Annotated in this window: 22 protein-coding genes; 15 read left to right on the top strand and 7 right to left on the bottom strand. The window is 68.3% G+C overall.

The window, feature by feature from the left end; all coding sequences use genetic code 11:
• The first annotated feature begins 5 nt into the window (after positions 1 to 5).
• Positions 6 to 458: a hypothetical protein gene (locus U9R90_RS27065; RefSeq protein WP_411059293.1), complete on the top strand. Its 453-nt coding sequence runs from the start codon at positions 6 to 8 to the stop codon at positions 456 to 458.
• A gap of 240 nt (positions 459 to 698) precedes the next feature.
• Here U9R90_RS27065 and U9R90_RS27060 read toward each other — a convergent pair whose 3' ends face one another.
• The 4 genes from U9R90_RS27060 to U9R90_RS27045 all read right to left on the bottom strand — a co-directional run bounded on the left by U9R90_RS27060 (position 699) and on the right by U9R90_RS27045 (position 2,381).
• The gene (locus U9R90_RS27060) at positions 699 to 1,118 is read right to left on the bottom strand and encodes a hypothetical protein (protein WP_411059292.1); all 420 of its coding nucleotides are present in this window, start codon (positions 1,116 to 1,118) and stop codon (positions 699 to 701) included.
• Positions 1,119 to 1,202: 84 nt separating this feature from the next.
• Positions 1,203 to 1,538, bottom strand: a complete 336-nt coding sequence (locus tag U9R90_RS27055; protein ID WP_411059291.1) for a hypothetical protein — start codon at positions 1,536 to 1,538, stop codon at positions 1,203 to 1,205.
• A gap of 120 nt (positions 1,539 to 1,658) precedes the next feature.
• Positions 1,659 to 1,892 (bottom strand): hypothetical protein, encoded by a 234-nt coding sequence (locus tag U9R90_RS27050; RefSeq protein ID WP_411059290.1) that lies wholly within the window; start codon positions 1,890 to 1,892, stop codon positions 1,659 to 1,661.
• Between the two features lie 81 nt (positions 1,893 to 1,973).
• Entirely contained in the window at positions 1,974 to 2,381 is a 408-nt protein-coding gene (locus tag U9R90_RS27045; protein WP_411059289.1) for a hypothetical protein, read from the bottom strand.
• 261 nt (positions 2,382 to 2,642) lie between these two features.
• Between U9R90_RS27045 and U9R90_RS27040 the strand changes: the two genes are divergently transcribed.
• The 9 genes from U9R90_RS27040 to U9R90_RS27000 all read left to right on the top strand — a co-directional run bounded on the left by U9R90_RS27040 (position 2,643) and on the right by U9R90_RS27000 (position 7,880).
• On the top strand, positions 2,643 to 3,035 hold the full coding sequence (locus U9R90_RS27040; protein ID WP_411059288.1) for a hypothetical protein: 393 nt from the start codon (positions 2,643 to 2,645) through the stop codon (positions 3,033 to 3,035).
• 71 nt (positions 3,036 to 3,106) lie between these two features.
• Complete coding sequence (locus U9R90_RS27035) at positions 3,107 to 3,523, top strand: hypothetical protein (protein ID WP_411059287.1); 417 nt, start codon at positions 3,107 to 3,109, stop codon at positions 3,521 to 3,523.
• Positions 3,524 to 3,539: 16 nt separating this feature from the next.
• A complete protein-coding gene (locus U9R90_RS27030) occupies positions 3,540 to 4,181 on the top strand; it encodes a hypothetical protein (protein WP_411059286.1) in 642 nt (213 codons plus the stop codon).
• Positions 4,181 to 4,399 (top strand): hypothetical protein, encoded by a 219-nt coding sequence (locus U9R90_RS27025; RefSeq protein WP_411059285.1) that lies wholly within the window; start codon positions 4,181 to 4,183, stop codon positions 4,397 to 4,399. The genes U9R90_RS27030 and U9R90_RS27025 overlap by 1 nt, the downstream gene beginning before the upstream one ends.
• Before the next feature lie 202 nt (positions 4,400 to 4,601).
• Positions 4,602 to 4,982 carry a hypothetical protein gene (locus U9R90_RS27020; RefSeq protein ID WP_411059284.1) on the top strand — a complete coding sequence of 127 codons (381 nt, stop codon included), beginning with the start codon at positions 4,602 to 4,604 and terminating at the stop codon, positions 4,980 to 4,982.
• A gap of 239 nt (positions 4,983 to 5,221) precedes the next feature.
• Positions 5,222 to 5,863, top strand: coding sequence for a hypothetical protein (locus tag U9R90_RS27015; RefSeq protein WP_411059283.1), 642 nt, complete (start codon positions 5,222 to 5,224; stop codon positions 5,861 to 5,863).
• 93 nt (positions 5,864 to 5,956) lie between these two features.
• Positions 5,957 to 6,343, top strand: a complete 387-nt coding sequence (locus U9R90_RS27010; RefSeq protein ID WP_411059282.1) for a hypothetical protein — start codon at positions 5,957 to 5,959, stop codon at positions 6,341 to 6,343.
• Positions 6,344 to 6,635: 292 nt separating this feature from the next.
• Positions 6,636 to 6,932, top strand: coding sequence for a hypothetical protein (locus U9R90_RS27005; RefSeq protein WP_411059281.1), 297 nt, complete (start codon positions 6,636 to 6,638; stop codon positions 6,930 to 6,932).
• Positions 6,933 to 7,031: 99 nt separating this feature from the next.
• On the top strand, positions 7,032 to 7,880 hold the full coding sequence (locus U9R90_RS27000) for a hypothetical protein (RefSeq protein ID WP_411059280.1): 849 nt from the start codon (positions 7,032 to 7,034) through the stop codon (positions 7,878 to 7,880).
• A gap of 89 nt (positions 7,881 to 7,969) precedes the next feature.
• Here U9R90_RS27000 and U9R90_RS26995 read toward each other — a convergent pair whose 3' ends face one another.
• Positions 7,970 to 8,605 carry a helix-turn-helix domain-containing protein gene (locus U9R90_RS26995; RefSeq protein ID WP_411059279.1) on the bottom strand — a complete coding sequence of 212 codons (636 nt, stop codon included), beginning with the start codon at positions 8,603 to 8,605 and terminating at the stop codon, positions 7,970 to 7,972.
• Positions 8,602 to 8,811 carry a hypothetical protein gene (locus U9R90_RS26990; protein ID WP_411059278.1) on the bottom strand — a complete coding sequence of 70 codons (210 nt, stop codon included), beginning with the start codon at positions 8,809 to 8,811 and terminating at the stop codon, positions 8,602 to 8,604. Before U9R90_RS26990 ends, U9R90_RS26995 begins: the two co-directional genes overlap by 4 nt.
• A gap of 642 nt (positions 8,812 to 9,453) precedes the next feature.
• Here U9R90_RS26990 and U9R90_RS26985 point away from each other — a divergent pair.
• The 5 genes from U9R90_RS26985 (at position 9,454) to U9R90_RS26965 (ending at position 13,713) form a co-directional block, all read left to right on the top strand.
• A complete protein-coding gene (locus U9R90_RS26985) occupies positions 9,454 to 9,807 on the top strand; it encodes an HNH endonuclease (RefSeq protein ID WP_411059277.1) in 354 nt (117 codons plus the stop codon).
• Positions 9,804 to 10,100, top strand: a complete 297-nt coding sequence (locus U9R90_RS26980; RefSeq protein ID WP_411059276.1) for a hypothetical protein — start codon at positions 9,804 to 9,806, stop codon at positions 10,098 to 10,100. The genes U9R90_RS26985 and U9R90_RS26980 overlap by 4 nt, the downstream gene beginning before the upstream one ends.
• A gap of 288 nt (positions 10,101 to 10,388) precedes the next feature.
• Entirely contained in the window at positions 10,389 to 10,985 is a 597-nt protein-coding gene (locus tag U9R90_RS26975) for a hypothetical protein (protein WP_411059275.1), read from the top strand.
• 290 nt (positions 10,986 to 11,275) lie between these two features.
• Entirely contained in the window at positions 11,276 to 11,608 is a 333-nt protein-coding gene (locus tag U9R90_RS26970; RefSeq protein WP_411059274.1) for a hypothetical protein, read from the top strand.
• A gap of 311 nt (positions 11,609 to 11,919) precedes the next feature.
• Entirely contained in the window at positions 11,920 to 13,713 is a 1,794-nt protein-coding gene (locus U9R90_RS26965; RefSeq protein WP_411059273.1) for a hypothetical protein, read from the top strand.
• A gap of 45 nt (positions 13,714 to 13,758) precedes the next feature.
• On the opposite strand, the gene U9R90_RS26960 is transcribed toward U9R90_RS26965, so the two are convergent.
• Entirely contained in the window at positions 13,759 to 14,445 is a 687-nt protein-coding gene (locus U9R90_RS26960; protein ID WP_411059272.1) for a hypothetical protein, read from the bottom strand.
• Between the last annotated feature and the right edge of the window lie 139 nt (positions 14,446 to 14,584).

Here is a 14,584-nt window from a genome sequence, read left to right as displayed (position 1 = left end):
GGAGCATGCGTAAAGAGGAGAGAGCCGGGATATGGCTGGGCACCGCCGCGTCCGCTCTGGCGCTGCTCGCCTTCCTCGGCATCGGCGGCCTGGACGACCTGCGGCGCGCGGTAGAGACCGACAGCCAGGCAAAGGACCGAAGGCAGGACGAGGCATGCGCAAAGGCCGACCAGGCGTGGAATAACCACCTCCGGAACATGGTCACCATCAGCCTCTCCGACAGCCGCGCGGCACAGGTGGAACGCACCTACGTGAAGGAACTCTGGAAGGCCAACGACGCCGCCGCCGAAGGAGAGCTCAAACAGGCGACCTACAACCACATCCACACGCTCAACGCCTACGTCACCGCCCTGGAACGGAAAGTCCCCCTGAAGAAGCTCTTCGCCATCTCCGACAAGGCGCAGGAGCGCCAGGATGTATGGCGCAAGATTTGCCACCCCGAAATGGCGCACCCCTGAGACTGAGTCTGCTAATCGGATTGCCGGCTACACCTCCGACGATCTCACCGAGGGAGAGCTACACCCATCTCCGCAGCCTGGCCTGTGAGCAGGCCGACGGGGGTGAGCCCCGCACACAGCAAGAAATCCAGGGCGTGGTCACTGGCGGCGCACAGGGAGATCCACGCCCCAGTTAGGGGCGTGCGCCGCGCAGAGCGGGCTCTTCGACGGAGCTGCCAGATAGGCCAGGTGCGAGGGCAGTCACGAACCGAAGTGGCTGCGCCCGTCATGGTGCAGGTGGATGCCGTCCACATGCAGATGCTTGGTGGTCTCGTAGTCCTTCCAGGTGCGCGCGTCCATGTCCCACCCGGAGACACCGACGATCCATCCGTAGAAGTAGCCGGTACCGAACCGCTCGTACTGACCAAGGCCCTGCTCGTCGGGATGTACGGCAAGAACAGCCTCGAACAGCGTCCGGATCGCGCGCGTCTCGTACGTGTCAGCGTCGAACTCGCGGGACTCGAAGTGGCAGTAGCCGTAGTCCTTCACGTCCATGCGGGAAGAGGCGCCCAGCCGTGCGGCGATGTCGTCGGGCAGCACGAGGACGGGCCGGTCCCACCGGTCGAGCGTGACGGTCACCTGTGCCACGGTCAGGTCGGCGGCGGCAGTCGGAACGGTCATCAGAGCAGAGTCCTTCCAAGGGAGAATATGAGAGGAGAGGGGCCCGAGGAGCGACGCTCCGCTCCTCGGGCTGAGGCGGTGCGGTCAGTGGTCGCGCACTTGCCCCGTCTGGGCCAGCAGCGCCCGGTAGTCGACCGTCGAACGCACACGGAACCGGTGCACCACTTTGGCGGCCGCGTGCTTCCCCGTCCGGGTGACAATCAGCTCGCCACCGTTCTTGGAAGGCCTGTTCCGGGCCGGTATGAGGTCGAACCGGTAGGCGCCGGAACCGATCTGCCGCTCCCACGAGACGCTGATACGCCAGTTCCTCGGCGGGCTCACGTACATGGCGAAGCGATGGCTGGCGTCACGGTGTTCGTCCTGCGGAACCTTGCAGAGGCGGCAGAGGATCACGTCGTCGGGGTGGCGGTGGGCAGACATGGCCTGGCTCTCTCTGGCGACGGAGTATTGGGCGGTTTCGAGCGGCCCCTACGCGCGCGCACGCGTTGGGGTGCGCTACTTCACGAAGTTGAGGCGGGCGTGACAGAAGCGACGAGCGGCCTAGTAGGTGGTGAGCTCGTGGATGGTTTCCCAGCCTTCGGCGTTACCGGGCGCGGGGTTGGGCACGAGGGCGCGGACGCGGATCGCTGCGTAGCCCTCGGCGTTCCAGAATCGCTCGAAGTAGAACAGGCGGCCGTTGATGGTGCGTACGTGGTCGGCTTGTCCGCCGCCGTGGCCGTCGTCGTAGCGGTTCAGATGGGCGCGGGAGCTGATGGTGAAGGGCTGCGCGGGCATGGGGTCCTTAGGTTCTCGGGAGTGCTGGCTGTGGGGGTGGGGCGCGCGCCGCCCACTGGGGGAGTGGACGGCGCGGTCGAGTCAGAGTTCGCCGTGCTCGCGCATGACTTCAGTGAGCGCGAAGTCCTTGAGAGGCGCGAGGGTCGCCACGTTGACGGAGTGCCAGTAGGCACGGCCTTCAGCTCCGAGGACGCGTGCCCAGGTGCGGCAGTCTCGGTAGATGGTGCGAGCGGTGTCCTCGTGCACGCCGATGCGCTCGGCATAGTCCGTGATGGCCGCTTCGCGGTGGTCGGAGAGTGCCGTGATGTGGGCGGTGTAGCGGTCGACGGCGGTCACCTCGCGGACGTCAAGGCAGTCCCCCCAGTAGGCGTCGAACCAGAGCATGTCGCGCTCTTCTTCGGTTGCGGGGGTGCGGAGCACTCCGAGAACGGCGCCTTCCTGCATGAGGACGGTGAAGGCGCGGGGGGTCTTGTCGAGCGTGACAGGCATGGCTGTGCCCTTTCGGTTTGGGTCAGCCCGGTTGCTCTCCGGGCGGTGCGGCGGTGTGTTCCACCAACACCTGAATAGTACAGCATTAGTCGTCAACTTGAGAAGTCGGACGCAGGGACGCGTCTATGCAGCACTTGCATGGGAGGTGGATCGCAGCAGCGACGGAAGCTGTACTTTTGTGAGAAGTGTGTGTAGCGTTCCAACCGCACCACCGGCCCGGAGAGCGACCGGGCCAATAGACCCGAACCGAAAGGGACTCCCATGCCCACGCTGCGCCGCCTTCGTCGCGCTGTGTTCGCCGGTGCGGCTTCCGCCGCGATTCTGCTCCTCACCTCCTGCACAGCCGAGAAGTCCCACGCGCCGGCCCCGACGCCGAACGCCATCACGGTCGACTCGCCTACCGCGAGCACCCCGACATCGGGGGCGGACACCTCAGACGTCGTGAATACCGCCTTGGAGCGCGCGGCGGATGCGATTGGCGAGCACGTCGCCACCCAGTGCGGCAAGGGCTCAGACCCCTGCCGCAAAGTCCTCGCTGAGGCGAACGACGACTACGCGATGACGTGGGGGGACGACAGCTTCCCGGTCGTGTTCTTCGAGGACGGCTCCTGGTCCATCGAGCAGGTCGCCCCCGCGACGCCTACGGCCCGCTGACTTCCCCTCCACTTCCGGCCCAGGCTCGGGGCGCTCGTCGCGCCCCGGCCCCCTGCCCCGAGGACTCCGCCATGCCCCGATCCGTCTTCTTCGAGCTCGACCCCACCAGCCGCCCGGTGCGCCTCACAGTCCGCCCCGCCGACAGCCACCCGTACGACTTCGACCCGGCCACCGTGCGCATCGTGCGCGCTGACCGCGTACAGCACGGGGACGTCGTACTCGGGGAGGTCTACGGCCAGGATGCGAACCACCCCGCTGGAGTCAGCTACCTGCCGTACGGCTGCATCCCGTACGCCGCCCGGCCGCGCCCCGTCGACCCCGCGTGCCCGTGTGAGTTGTGCCGTCAGCACCGCGCGGACCCGTACACCTACCTGACCGACCCGATTGTGCTCGCCGTGTGGCAGCGCGAAGGGCTCGACCCGGTGTGCCAGCTCAACAACGCCGACGAACTCCTTGTCGTCATCCCCGCCCGCCAGCTCCCCGCCTGACCCGGAAGGCCCCGCGATGCGCACCCTGACACTCTCCGACAGCCGCGAACCCCTCCCGCTCACCGACCGGCCGACCGGCGCCGACTTTCCGCCCTTGTCGTACGGACTGACCCTCGACCAGGCTGTGGCCGTCCGCGCCCACGAGGTGAAGGCCGGTGACCTCGTGATCGCCGAGCTCTCCGACGAGACCGGCGTCCGCCGAACTTGGCACATCCCCGCCCCGTACTTCGCCAACCCGCACGCCTTGAAGGACTGCCCGTGCAAGGGGTGCGAGGCGTGCAACGAGGTGGACGACTGGACACTCGCCGACCACAGCCGCGTCGTGGATGTCGGCTGGCGGTTCATCTGCCTGTCACCCGCCGAGGAATACGACGACTACGAGCCGTGCGTGCTTGTGGTGCGCAACCGGCCGATTGCCGTGATCCCCGCCAACGTCGTGGCCGCCGCAAGGGAGGCAGTCGCGAACGCCGCGCAGCCCGTGCGCACCTTCACCGTGACCTGGACCGCCGACTTCCAGGCAGACAGCCCGATTGGGGCGGCCCGCCTCGCGTACGCACAGCTCAGGAGCTACGCCGACACCGGCATCCAGGCGCCGGAGCTGGAGGCAGACGACGGACGCGGGAAGGTCACCGTCGACCTGGGGCAGGCGGAGGGCTGATGGCGCAGGACTGGAGGCGGATGGGGCGCGGCGACTTCGACGAGTCGGCGCCGCTCGCCCTGATCGACAAGCGTGTGGCGCGCGCCGGGGCCAGAGTGCTGGCCACACCGGACGAGTACGGCACTGCCGCCCTGTTCGGCGACGAGGAGCAGCCTGCCCGACAGGCCGCACCCCGTCGGACGGCGGTCGATGAGCCGCAGCCCGACACCCTCTTCTAGATTCGCAACATAAGTACAGCATGCGTCGCATCGGCCGACAGGGGACCTGGTCGAGTGTGCGCTTTCCGGGAAAGCCTCAAGTGATACCCGCGCTCAGCGCGTTGACCCAGGTCGAACTGGACCCAGAGCAACGCATGCTGTACTATTCTTGGTGTTGGTGGAGAGCAACCGCCGACAAGACCCGAACCGAAAGGTGACCCCCATGGCTTCCACCAACTTCCGCCGCGCCGCCGCCATCATCCGCGACCGGGCCCGCACCAACCGCGAAGCCTCCCGCGCCCGCCGCGCCGCCACCACCGCCGCCCGCCGCGTCCGCACCGGCCCCCGCTCACTCACCACCCACATCATCGCCACCGGCGCCCCCCTCAACGTCGTCACCGGCGCCGCCGCAGCACTGCGCACCCAGGCCCGCAAAGCAGGCATCCAGGGCCGCGCCGCCCGAATCCGCCGCACCATCAACGGCCGCGCCCGCCACGCCGTCACCGTCTACCGCTACACCGCCGAACAGGTCGCCCAGATCGTCGCCGCCTACAAGCCCCGCAAGCCGGAGTACAAGGCCATCCGCGCCGCACTCGCCGCCTGACCTCCCCCTCGCCTGCCGGGGGCGCCCGCCGAGCCCCCGGCCCCTCACACCTCCCGGAGACACACCGANTCCAGACCTGGAGTGACGTCATGGTCTGCGACTGCTGGGGCTACGAGTGCCCCGCCATCCGAACCAGCCCGAGCTGACCCCCTCGCCCCGTCGGGGCGCACCACCCCGGTGCGCCCCACCCCTTCGGGCCGGAGAGCAACCGGCCCAGACCCGAAAGTAGGGCACGACCCATGAGCAGCACGATCACCCCGCTCGCCCCCGAGGCCCGCGCCGCGTACAGCGTCTTCACCATCTTCCCCCGCCGCCGCTACACCGCCGACATGCTGCTCCAGCAGCTCATCCCGATGCAGGCCCACGCGGCAGCCCGCGCCGAACACACCCGCGTCTGGAAGGACGCGGCGCAGCAGCTCACCGAAGCCATCGACATGGTGGGCAAGGCCGTAGACGCCCCACTCATGTTCGGACGCCCCGTCCGCCGGGCCGCCTGCGCGATCACCGGGGACGCGATCGTGGCGTTCGAGAAGGCGCACACGAGGTTCCTGCCGCATGACGACCACGGCCGCTACACGCCCGAGCCGGGCACCGAGTACCCGTTCAGCGTCTCCGACATCGGCCGCGCCGCCGTACAACTCCTCGGCCCCACCTGGCACGCCGAGTCCCTGCCCTGGGGCGTCGGCGCCTACATCGAGGAGCACGGCGCACGCCAGGGATACATGCTCGCCGTCGACGGCGACGGGGACCTCTACCTCTGCGACGACGCGCGCGACGGGAACCGCACGTACATGACGGATGCGTCCGCCGCCGACGGGCTCGACACCCTCGCCACGCGCGTCGCCGACCTCGTACTCAGCCGCCACACCACAACCGACTGACACCCCCTCCACCACGCCCCGGCCACCGGCCGGGGCCCCTCGGGGCCGGAGAGCAACCGGCCCCACCCGACCCAAACCGAAAGGCCCTCCGCCATGTCCGACGTCTCATCCTTGGACGTAAGCCACACCCAGGTCACCAACTTCGACGCCAGCACTCCGCACGCAATGACCGCGACCCGTCCCGGAAACGCCCCGTCCTCCGGCAACGTGTGCTCATTCACGATCTTCGACATCGCGCGCGTCGCCGCGAATCGCCTCGGAGACGACTGGTCCGCCGAATCCGGCTGCTGGAGCGTCACCGGCAGGATCAGCGCCCCGGACGCCGACGAGTTCACCGTCGGAGTCGACGAAAGCGGGCGCCTCTACGTCCGCCTGGAGTCCAGCTGCGCGCCGACTCAGTTCCCGGCCAACGCGACTGCTGCTGAGGGACTCGACATCACTGCTGCCCGTGTCGCCAACACGATCATCGACCTCTGGTGAGCCCCGCCTCCTGGGGTGCCACGCGGCGCCCCAGGAGGCCACAGCCTGCAACCCACCCCCTTCACTCAGGAACGGACCCCTGCCGTGAACCTCCTCGCCCGCCACTCCCACACCCTGGACAGCAGCCGTCCGGACGACTCCTGCATCTGCCCCCGCGCAGCGTGCGGCGCGGCCGAGAGAGGCCCCGGAATCCCTCACCGGCTGCGCCGCCCACGGTGGTACTGAGCAGGCGCACAAGGCGATCGACTGCCCTGCCCTGCCCGCTGGCACTGACATGTCCTGCCTGTGGATCGTGATCATTCACCACGGCGCGGACGGAATAACCATCGCCGACGTGCGCCCGTACACGCCCGACACTGTTCGCACACTGCGACGGGGCAACGAGCTGTGGGACCTGGCGTACGGCGATGACGCTGAAGACGCAGCCCACGCCTGGCAGGTGTATCGCGAATGGGCGCACGCCGAGCACGCGGAGCGCCAGGCCGCAGAGATAGCGGAAGTCCAGCGTCGGGCACGTCTGCGCGCCGACAGCCTGGCCGCGATCCGCCGCTCTGACCAGCAAGCCGCGCGCCGGACGCTCGCCGAGTAGCACCCGACCTCACAGCGGGCTGGAGACACAAACCCCTCCAGCCCGCTCAACTCCCGGCGCAGAGCAACCGCCGGACCGACCCGAAGGAACCCCCTCCCGATGGCCACTGCCACCGCCTCCACAACCGGCACACCGGCGCTCGCTCACCGCGTCGCCGAGCAGCTTCCGCACCGCGACGGCAACGCCTGGACTGCCGCCCCGTACCAGGCGTGGTGGACGACCCGCCCCGCCGCCCGCCTCACCCAGACCGGACGGCCCGGCGCCCTCATCCTCGCCGCGCACCCGTGGCACACCGACATCGCGTGGCAACTGGACGACCGCGAGCCGTACAAGCCTGACCTGACCCTCGACCGGATGGCCCCGGAGCCCGTGGTCCGCGAGACCCTGCGGATCGTCCTGCCGCGCCTGGACGATGCCGCCGCTGTCACGTATGCGCACCGGCCCGCCGAGGCTGAGCACGCCCGGCTGCGGCACCTGAACCTGATCGGCAGCGCGGTGCGCGCCCACGGCGCGGCGACGCTCAACCACGTCGGCATCCAGCCGAACAGCCACGTTGTGGCTTGGGGCAGCGCGGAGGTGCAGTACGCGGTGACGCTCGTCGGCGCGAACCCCGTTTGCGACCTATCCGTCACCGGTCCGGTCGCTGCCGTGGAACGGGTGCTGCCGATGTTCCTGCCCGAACCTGCCGACCAAAGCCCCCGGTTCCCGATGCGCTCCATCGGCACCCGCCTGGGCCGCCGCGTGGCTGCGCACCTGGTGCAGTACACCGAGGTCGACCAGCTCGACGATGGCGGGCTCACCTTCGGCACAGCGACTGGCCCGTTCGGCTACGTCGCCCCGCCCGCCGGCCCGATCACTTGCGTCCGCGACACCACACCCGTGAGCGCCGAGCTGCACGGCGTCGGCATCGACCACTTGGTCCACCTCGCCTCGCTCCTGACTCGCTAGTTCCCGCCTATTCCGTGGTGTGCAGAGCCCGGTCATCGAGTGCACCACACGACTTGGAGACCACGCCCATGCCCGAGTCACTACTCGACTCAGCGTGCTGCGCCCCGCCGCGGCGGGGCGCAGAAGCTGAACGGGGTCATGGGTGGGATGACCAAGTCCTTCTCGTCGACGTACAACACCCACGCCCCAACGGAGTAGGGGTGGACACCGAAGCGACGTACCGCAGGAGGCGCATCTCCGGCGTCCACAATGCACATGTCGCGGGGGTCCACGTTTTGATCCGACCAGTCCTGCTCGGTCGCTTTGTCGGCCCGCCTGTTGCCGGTGGGCTCCGTGTAGAGTTTCGCGCCCTCTTTGATCTCGATGAGGCGCACGGTAGGAGAGGGCATGGCCGGAGGCTCTGGCTGGGTACCGGCGTGCAGCGAGTCAGTTGTTGTCAGGAGAGTGATCCACGCCAGCACGGCCGCCAGAGCAGCCAGGTAAAGAGCGACCCATTGCGGACTGAAAGGGTCATGGCCGATCGCCTTCACGATGCTTCGGAACAAGCTCTTACTCGGCACTCGTGTGCCGCTCATCGCCTGCGAGATGGCACCTTTAGAGGCGTGCGCTCGCTTAGCGATTTGGTCAGCGGTCAAGCCGCAGTCTTGCGCACCCTCCCGCAGGGTCTCAGCGAGCCTCCGCCGCTCCTCGGGGAGACCGCTCTTAACGGGCCTGTTGAACCTCACGATGCACCCGCCTTGGGGCTGGTATCGCTGTCGCCCGGCTCTGTCCACGACGGTGCCGGATTCCACACGTCACGGGCAATCAGCACGATCGCCGCGGCGATGCCGACCGCCACCTGAGGCGCACACCCGGCCACGATGAGCGCGAAGACAACGATGGCGATCAACAGGATCAGGACGACGCGTTGCCAGAATGCCGACTTGCTCAAGATCACTCCCGCGTGGCTGCTTGCATGACCCGGATGAGTGCACTGAGCGTTTGCCGACGCTGATTCAGACACCCGCGGCCATCTTGGAGCCGGGCAGAAGCACTTAGCTAGGCGCGGAGGGGTGTTGTAAACATTCACGCCAAGCCCCCTTGCGATCTCGATCTGGGTAGGTGCCAATAGAACTCGGAGTCCTCTCGCAGGGCTGCCGCCTGACTTGCTCCACGACCCGGATGAGTCAGTGCTCTCGGGCCCTCCGTTGCCGCGGAGGGCCCGCGCTCCTTCGGGAGCGTTCAGACTGCGACGCCAAAGCCGTTGCCTCCGGTGACGCCCTGCTCAGGAGCGCCTCTCCGCAGATCGGCAGAATCGCTAACCCAAGTCGGGCCTGGCATCGGCAAGCGTCCGATCCGGAATCATCGCCCCGCACCCTGCGGCCGGTATCCGCGATAGGACTCCAGGGCGGACTCGACACACTGCGCTGTGCGTTCATCTCGCCGGGCGGCTGACCCTTGGGTACAGGGGAGAGGCAACCGCTGCCTGAGAACGAGACGTTAGCCGTTTCCGTCCTGCACGGTCCCGTCCTCGCCTCGCCGCGCCCCTCGCGGCCGCATCGTGGTCCGGCGGCAGGGCAGGACGGAGACCCCTGTGGCCCGACGACGCACCGGCCCCACCGACACTGTGAAGGACCTCGTCTATCAGCGCGACGGCGGCCGCTGCGTGCGCTGCGGCTCCCTGCACCGGCTGACGGTCCACCACCGCGTGAACCGGGGCATGGGCGGGGCGCGGGAGCCCTGGATCAACCAGGCGCACAACCTGCTGCTGGCGTGTGAGCCGTGCAACGGCTGGTTCGAGGACCATCCGCGGGAGTCGTACGAGGCCGGGTGGAAGGTTCGGCGCCCTCAGGTCCCGGACGACGTCGAGGTCCAGTACGCGGACGGGCGGGTGTGCCGACTCACCCCGGATGGTGTGTGCGCCGCGATTGTAGGGGCGGCCCGGTGAAGCGCGAGGCCGCCAGGTTCGTCGACTTCGGCCGATGGACGGCTGGCACCTGGACCACGAAGACCCCCGGCATCTGGTTCGCAATCGGCTACACCTACAGCCGCACCGAGCGGCCGTACGGCATCGGCGGGCCCGCCGTCACCTTCGGCCGCCGCACCTGGGCCGTGTCTGCACTCTGCTCCCGCGCCGAGTACAAGGCCCGGAGAATCGACCCGTGGGCGAAGGAGAGCGAGGAATTCCAGCCCCTCCCGCGGCCGCGCCGCGGTCTCGCGCGACTGGTGTGGTGGCGGTGAGGCGCCTGTTCGGAGCCGGGATGCTACACCCTGGCCCCGCCCCTGGCACTCAGGTCGGCCGGATTGCTCTCACCGACGCGCCGCAGGCCCGCGATCCAGCTATGGCTGACGACGTCGAAGGGCCGGTGGTCTTCCTCGGGCGTCTGGGGTTTGCGCTGTTCAGGAGGGGTGCGCGCCGGTCACTGTGACAGGTCTGCGTCTTGCGCTGTACTATTTCGGCGTTCTTCGGCATGGGGTTGCCCCAGCCTTCGCCGGCACCAGCGCGGTGCCCGACCCCGGAGGCCAGTCATGCCCGCTGCGCACCACCACAACCTCCCGATCCCCGACCACAAGACGCTGCGCTCCGACGCCGAGCGCCAGGTCAAGGACGAGCTGGGCCAGATCCCCCGGCCAGATGACCGGTTCAAGCGGGCCTGCGAGATCGTCCAGCAGGCCGACCTTGAGATCGCCGCGCACGCCGAGGAACGCGACCAGGCCGCCATGTCGCTGTGGTTCTACGACGGCGTCCGCGGCCTGGGCAAGGTGCTGGGGATGCTGCCCAACGCCTACCGGCAAATGTGCCGCATCGCCCTGCACGGCGAGCGGGACGCGCCGCTGACCGTCGACAACGGGCGGATGACCGCCGCCGAGCGCCAGGCCGCCGCGAAGAAGGCTGGCCTGCCATACATCGAGGACGCGGCTGACCGGCTGCCGTCCCTGGCCGCGACGGTGTCGGTCGCCACGGCCCGCAGGAAGGCCGCGATGCCGTTCCTCCAGGACGCCGCGCTCGCGCTGACGGAGGAGCCGTACGGGTGGACCACGGACCGGATCGCGGCGCTGGGGGACACCACGGTGCGGCACGTCCGCGACGTGAAGAACGCCGCGAAGCGCCGCCGCGGCCACTGACCCGCCCAGCCTCAACCCGGCTCCGAAGCACCACCGGGGCCGGGTTTTCAGTCGCCGGTACCGGGGCCTGAAAACGCGGCGCCGGTGAAAGCGGCTTCCGGTCCTCCGGGTCCCGGCAGGTCAGGCCCCTTTAGTAAGAACATCAAGCATCACCATCAAGTAGTTACGGCGCCCTCGCTGCGCTCAGGCACCGTCGGCATCCCGTGGCCCAGAAGGCTTCGGCAACGAAGCGGCGGCCCGGCGTTGTCGCGTGCTGTCACAGAATCCGGCGACGTGACGTTCCCCCCGACATGACGACCATGCCCGGCCTCCTGCCGCTGGCCCGCCACTACTACGAGACCCGCCGCGAGGTCCTGGCCGCCAGCGGCGCGCAGACCACGCCCTGGTACCGGCTCACCGCCGACGAACTCGCCGTCGCCGTCACCGAAGCCCGGATCATCCTCGAAGCCGTACGCAGAGCGAACCAGGAGCACGCCGTGCTCCTGGACGGCATCTCCGACCGCCCGTTCTCTGTCGGCACCCACGGCGCGGTGACCGCGTACGACGAGACCACAAGGGCGTGTGAACAGTCCGCGGAGCCGGGTGTAACGAGATCCGGATTCCGACGTACTACTAGGTGCTGAGGCCCGCGCGCTCCCTCCCCCCCAGTCGCGCGGGCCTTGAGCAAAGAAGCTTCCGGCGCGAACACCCCCAGCAGGCAGCGAGGGTCTAGCCACACACCGCGCCGGAACCCGCGGGGGGGGGGGGGGGGGCGGGGCNCTCCCCCCCAGTCGCGCGGGCCTTGAGCAAAGAAGCTTCCGGCGCGAACACCCCCAGCAGGCAGCGAGGGTCTAGCCACACACCGCGCCGGAACCCGCGGTCTGGCCGGGGCGTCAGGGCATGGGCCCCGGCCAGACCGCGACACAAAAGAGGCCCGAGCGGCACCGTCCCGATCATGTCCCGTACGCAGCCTGAGCAGCCGACACGCGCCCCCGTGGCCCCCTCGGCGTCCGAGCTGCAGCGCGCCCGGCCCGGCGTCATCTCCCGCGACGCGGCCAACGTCGCCGACCTCCTCCTGCGCGCGCCGATCACCGAGCGCCGCAACGCCTTCAAGCACCAGCTGACCGACCGTGAGCGCGCCGTGGTGATGACGGAGGTCGAGCGGGCCACCGGCTCGCTGTACGGGCTCTGGCGGGACACACCGTCCGGGTTCGTCGAAGACGTCCTCGGCGAAAGCCTGTGGTCCAAGCAGCGTGCGGTGCTCGACGCGATCGTCGATCACAAGCGGGTGGCCGTGCCCGCCGGATTCGGTGTCGGCAAAACGCACCTCGCCGCCCGCGCCGCGGTCTGGTTCACCAACGTCCATCCCGTCGGGACCGCGCTGTGCATCACCACCGCGACACGATTCCGGCAGGTACAGCGGCAGCTCTGGCCGCACATCCGCAAGGTCGTACCGCGCGCCGGTCTGCCAGGGACCTGCGACACCGTCCAGTACAAGATGCCCGACCCGTACGGCAACGACTTCGTAGCCGCGTACGGCTTCTCCGCCCCCGCCAATGACGAGGCGGCGATGCAGGGCATCCACATGCCGCACCTGCTGCTCATCGTCGATGAGGCGGGCGGTATCGCCCCGATGATCGGCCACGGCACCAACAACCTGCTGACCGGCGGGCACGCGGCGATGCTCGCCATCGGCAACCCTGCCATGGACGATCCCGCCTCCTGGTTCGAAGAGCTGTGCATCGAAGGCGACGACGTCAGCGAGCCGACCACCGTCACCATCCCGATCTCCTCGCTCGACTCCCCGGCGATCAGTGGCGAGTTGACCCCGTTCTGCACTGACTGCCCCGAAGGCGTCGCCCAGCACTCACTGGCCGACCATATGCCCGACCAGGACTGGGTCGACCGCACCATCCGCTCCTACGGCGAAGACCACCCCTATGTGATCGCCAAGGTCTACGCCCGCTTTCCCAAGGGCGGCGGCGGCATCGTCGTCCCACCGAGCTGGGTCGAGGCCGCTATGACCTACGAGGACCCGACCGGCGACGGCTGGCCCCGGCTATGCGACCTCGGCCTGCAAGGCGAAACCGCCCAGCACACCGTCCGCGAAGGCGCCTGGGTCCGCCTCGGCGTCGACGTCGCCGCGGACGGCGGCGACGAATTCACCGTGTACCGCGCCGTCGGCGACGCAGTCGAATACCGGCATGCCTCGGCCGGCGCCGCCAACGACAACCAGGTGTCCGTCGCGGAGAAGGTCCTCGAGGAAATCCACACCGCGCAGCGCCTCGCCGACGCCCTGAACTCCCCGCACCCCGTACGCGTCAAGGTCGACCAGAACGGCATCGGCCACGGCGTCGTCTCCATGCTGGAGCGCTGGGCCGAGACCGGACGGCACACGGCGCAGATCGTCGGCGTCATGGTGTCGGAGTCCCCGAGTCAGGACGACCCCGGCGCCGTCATGCGGCCATGGCGCAAGCGCGACGAGATGTGGCTGGCCACCAGATCACTGCTCCAGCCCGACCCGTCGTCCGGACGCGGGCGGCTGCGGCTCCACGTCGACAAGAAGGCCGCCGCGCAACTCTCCACCCCGAAGCTCCTGGCCAGGACGAACGGCTACACCGAGATCGAGAGCAAGAAGGCGATGAGAGCGCGCGGCATGAAGTCCCCGGACCGTGCCGAGGCTGTGCTCTTGGCCCTGTACGAGCCGGAGCCCCTGCGCAAACCGCGCCGTCGCGGCCTGTTGAACTAGGCGGGACGTATCAACTGGCTTCGTGCGGCGATGCTTCGTGCAGGCTCAATCCTTACCGTCACCCATGAATTGAGCGCAGGCATCGGAGACTTCTTTGATGAATTCACTGTCTGAGTCGACCGCGCGAGCAGGGATACGTACCGTGCAGCGCAAAGTGCGACCATCGTCGAGTACGACTTCAAACTCGGCCGCACCAGAATGAGCTACATGCCCCCCTTCCCTGATGCCGAACATCCCCCTCTCCTGCTCCAAAACATCGGCAGGAGGGGCGGGTGCCATATTCCTTTGAGATTCATCCTCGAAAATGAACTCTAGGGGCGGATGCCCTGTCAGGCCAATCCATAGACTGAGCACTTGCACTACCGAATGCAGACTGGCAAGGGCGCCTTGCCTACTTCTCAGGAGCACCCGCAACGATCCAGGCGAAACGTCGACGATCTCGAAGGTGAAATCTTTAGGTGGTGCGGGCTGCAGCAGATATACAGGAGGTGGCTCAACTTGCCTGCCTCTGAGTCGCTCTTGATCTACAGCCTGAGCCCAACGGAACCATGTATCGATATCCTGTAGGGTTGGGCAGACGTAAAAGACAGAGGCATTATCAAATTCGATCGATACTTTGATTTCGCGGACGCCCTGCCCATTACTCAAGGTTTCGGCGAAGGGTACGATCGAATTCGTGAAGTGTGCCCAATACGCGGCTGGTAGCTGAATATCCGCAGCGGAATGATTCACCGATCCTCCTCGATGGGCGACGACAGTTCAATTACCACACGCATGCTGGAGAGCCCCTGCGTACGACACCCCGTTACCCTCCGTCTGGCCCAAGGACAGGTCTTCCGTCGGATGCGGGGCGACGCCCTGCTGCTCCTTG

The sequence above is a fragment of the Streptomyces sp. E11-3 genome (assembly GCF_046540415.1).
Lineage (GTDB): Bacteria > Actinomycetota > Actinomycetes > Streptomycetales > Streptomycetaceae > Streptomyces.
The sequence above is the reverse complement of the archived record's forward strand: the minus strand, read 5'-3'. Positions and strand labels throughout refer to the sequence as shown.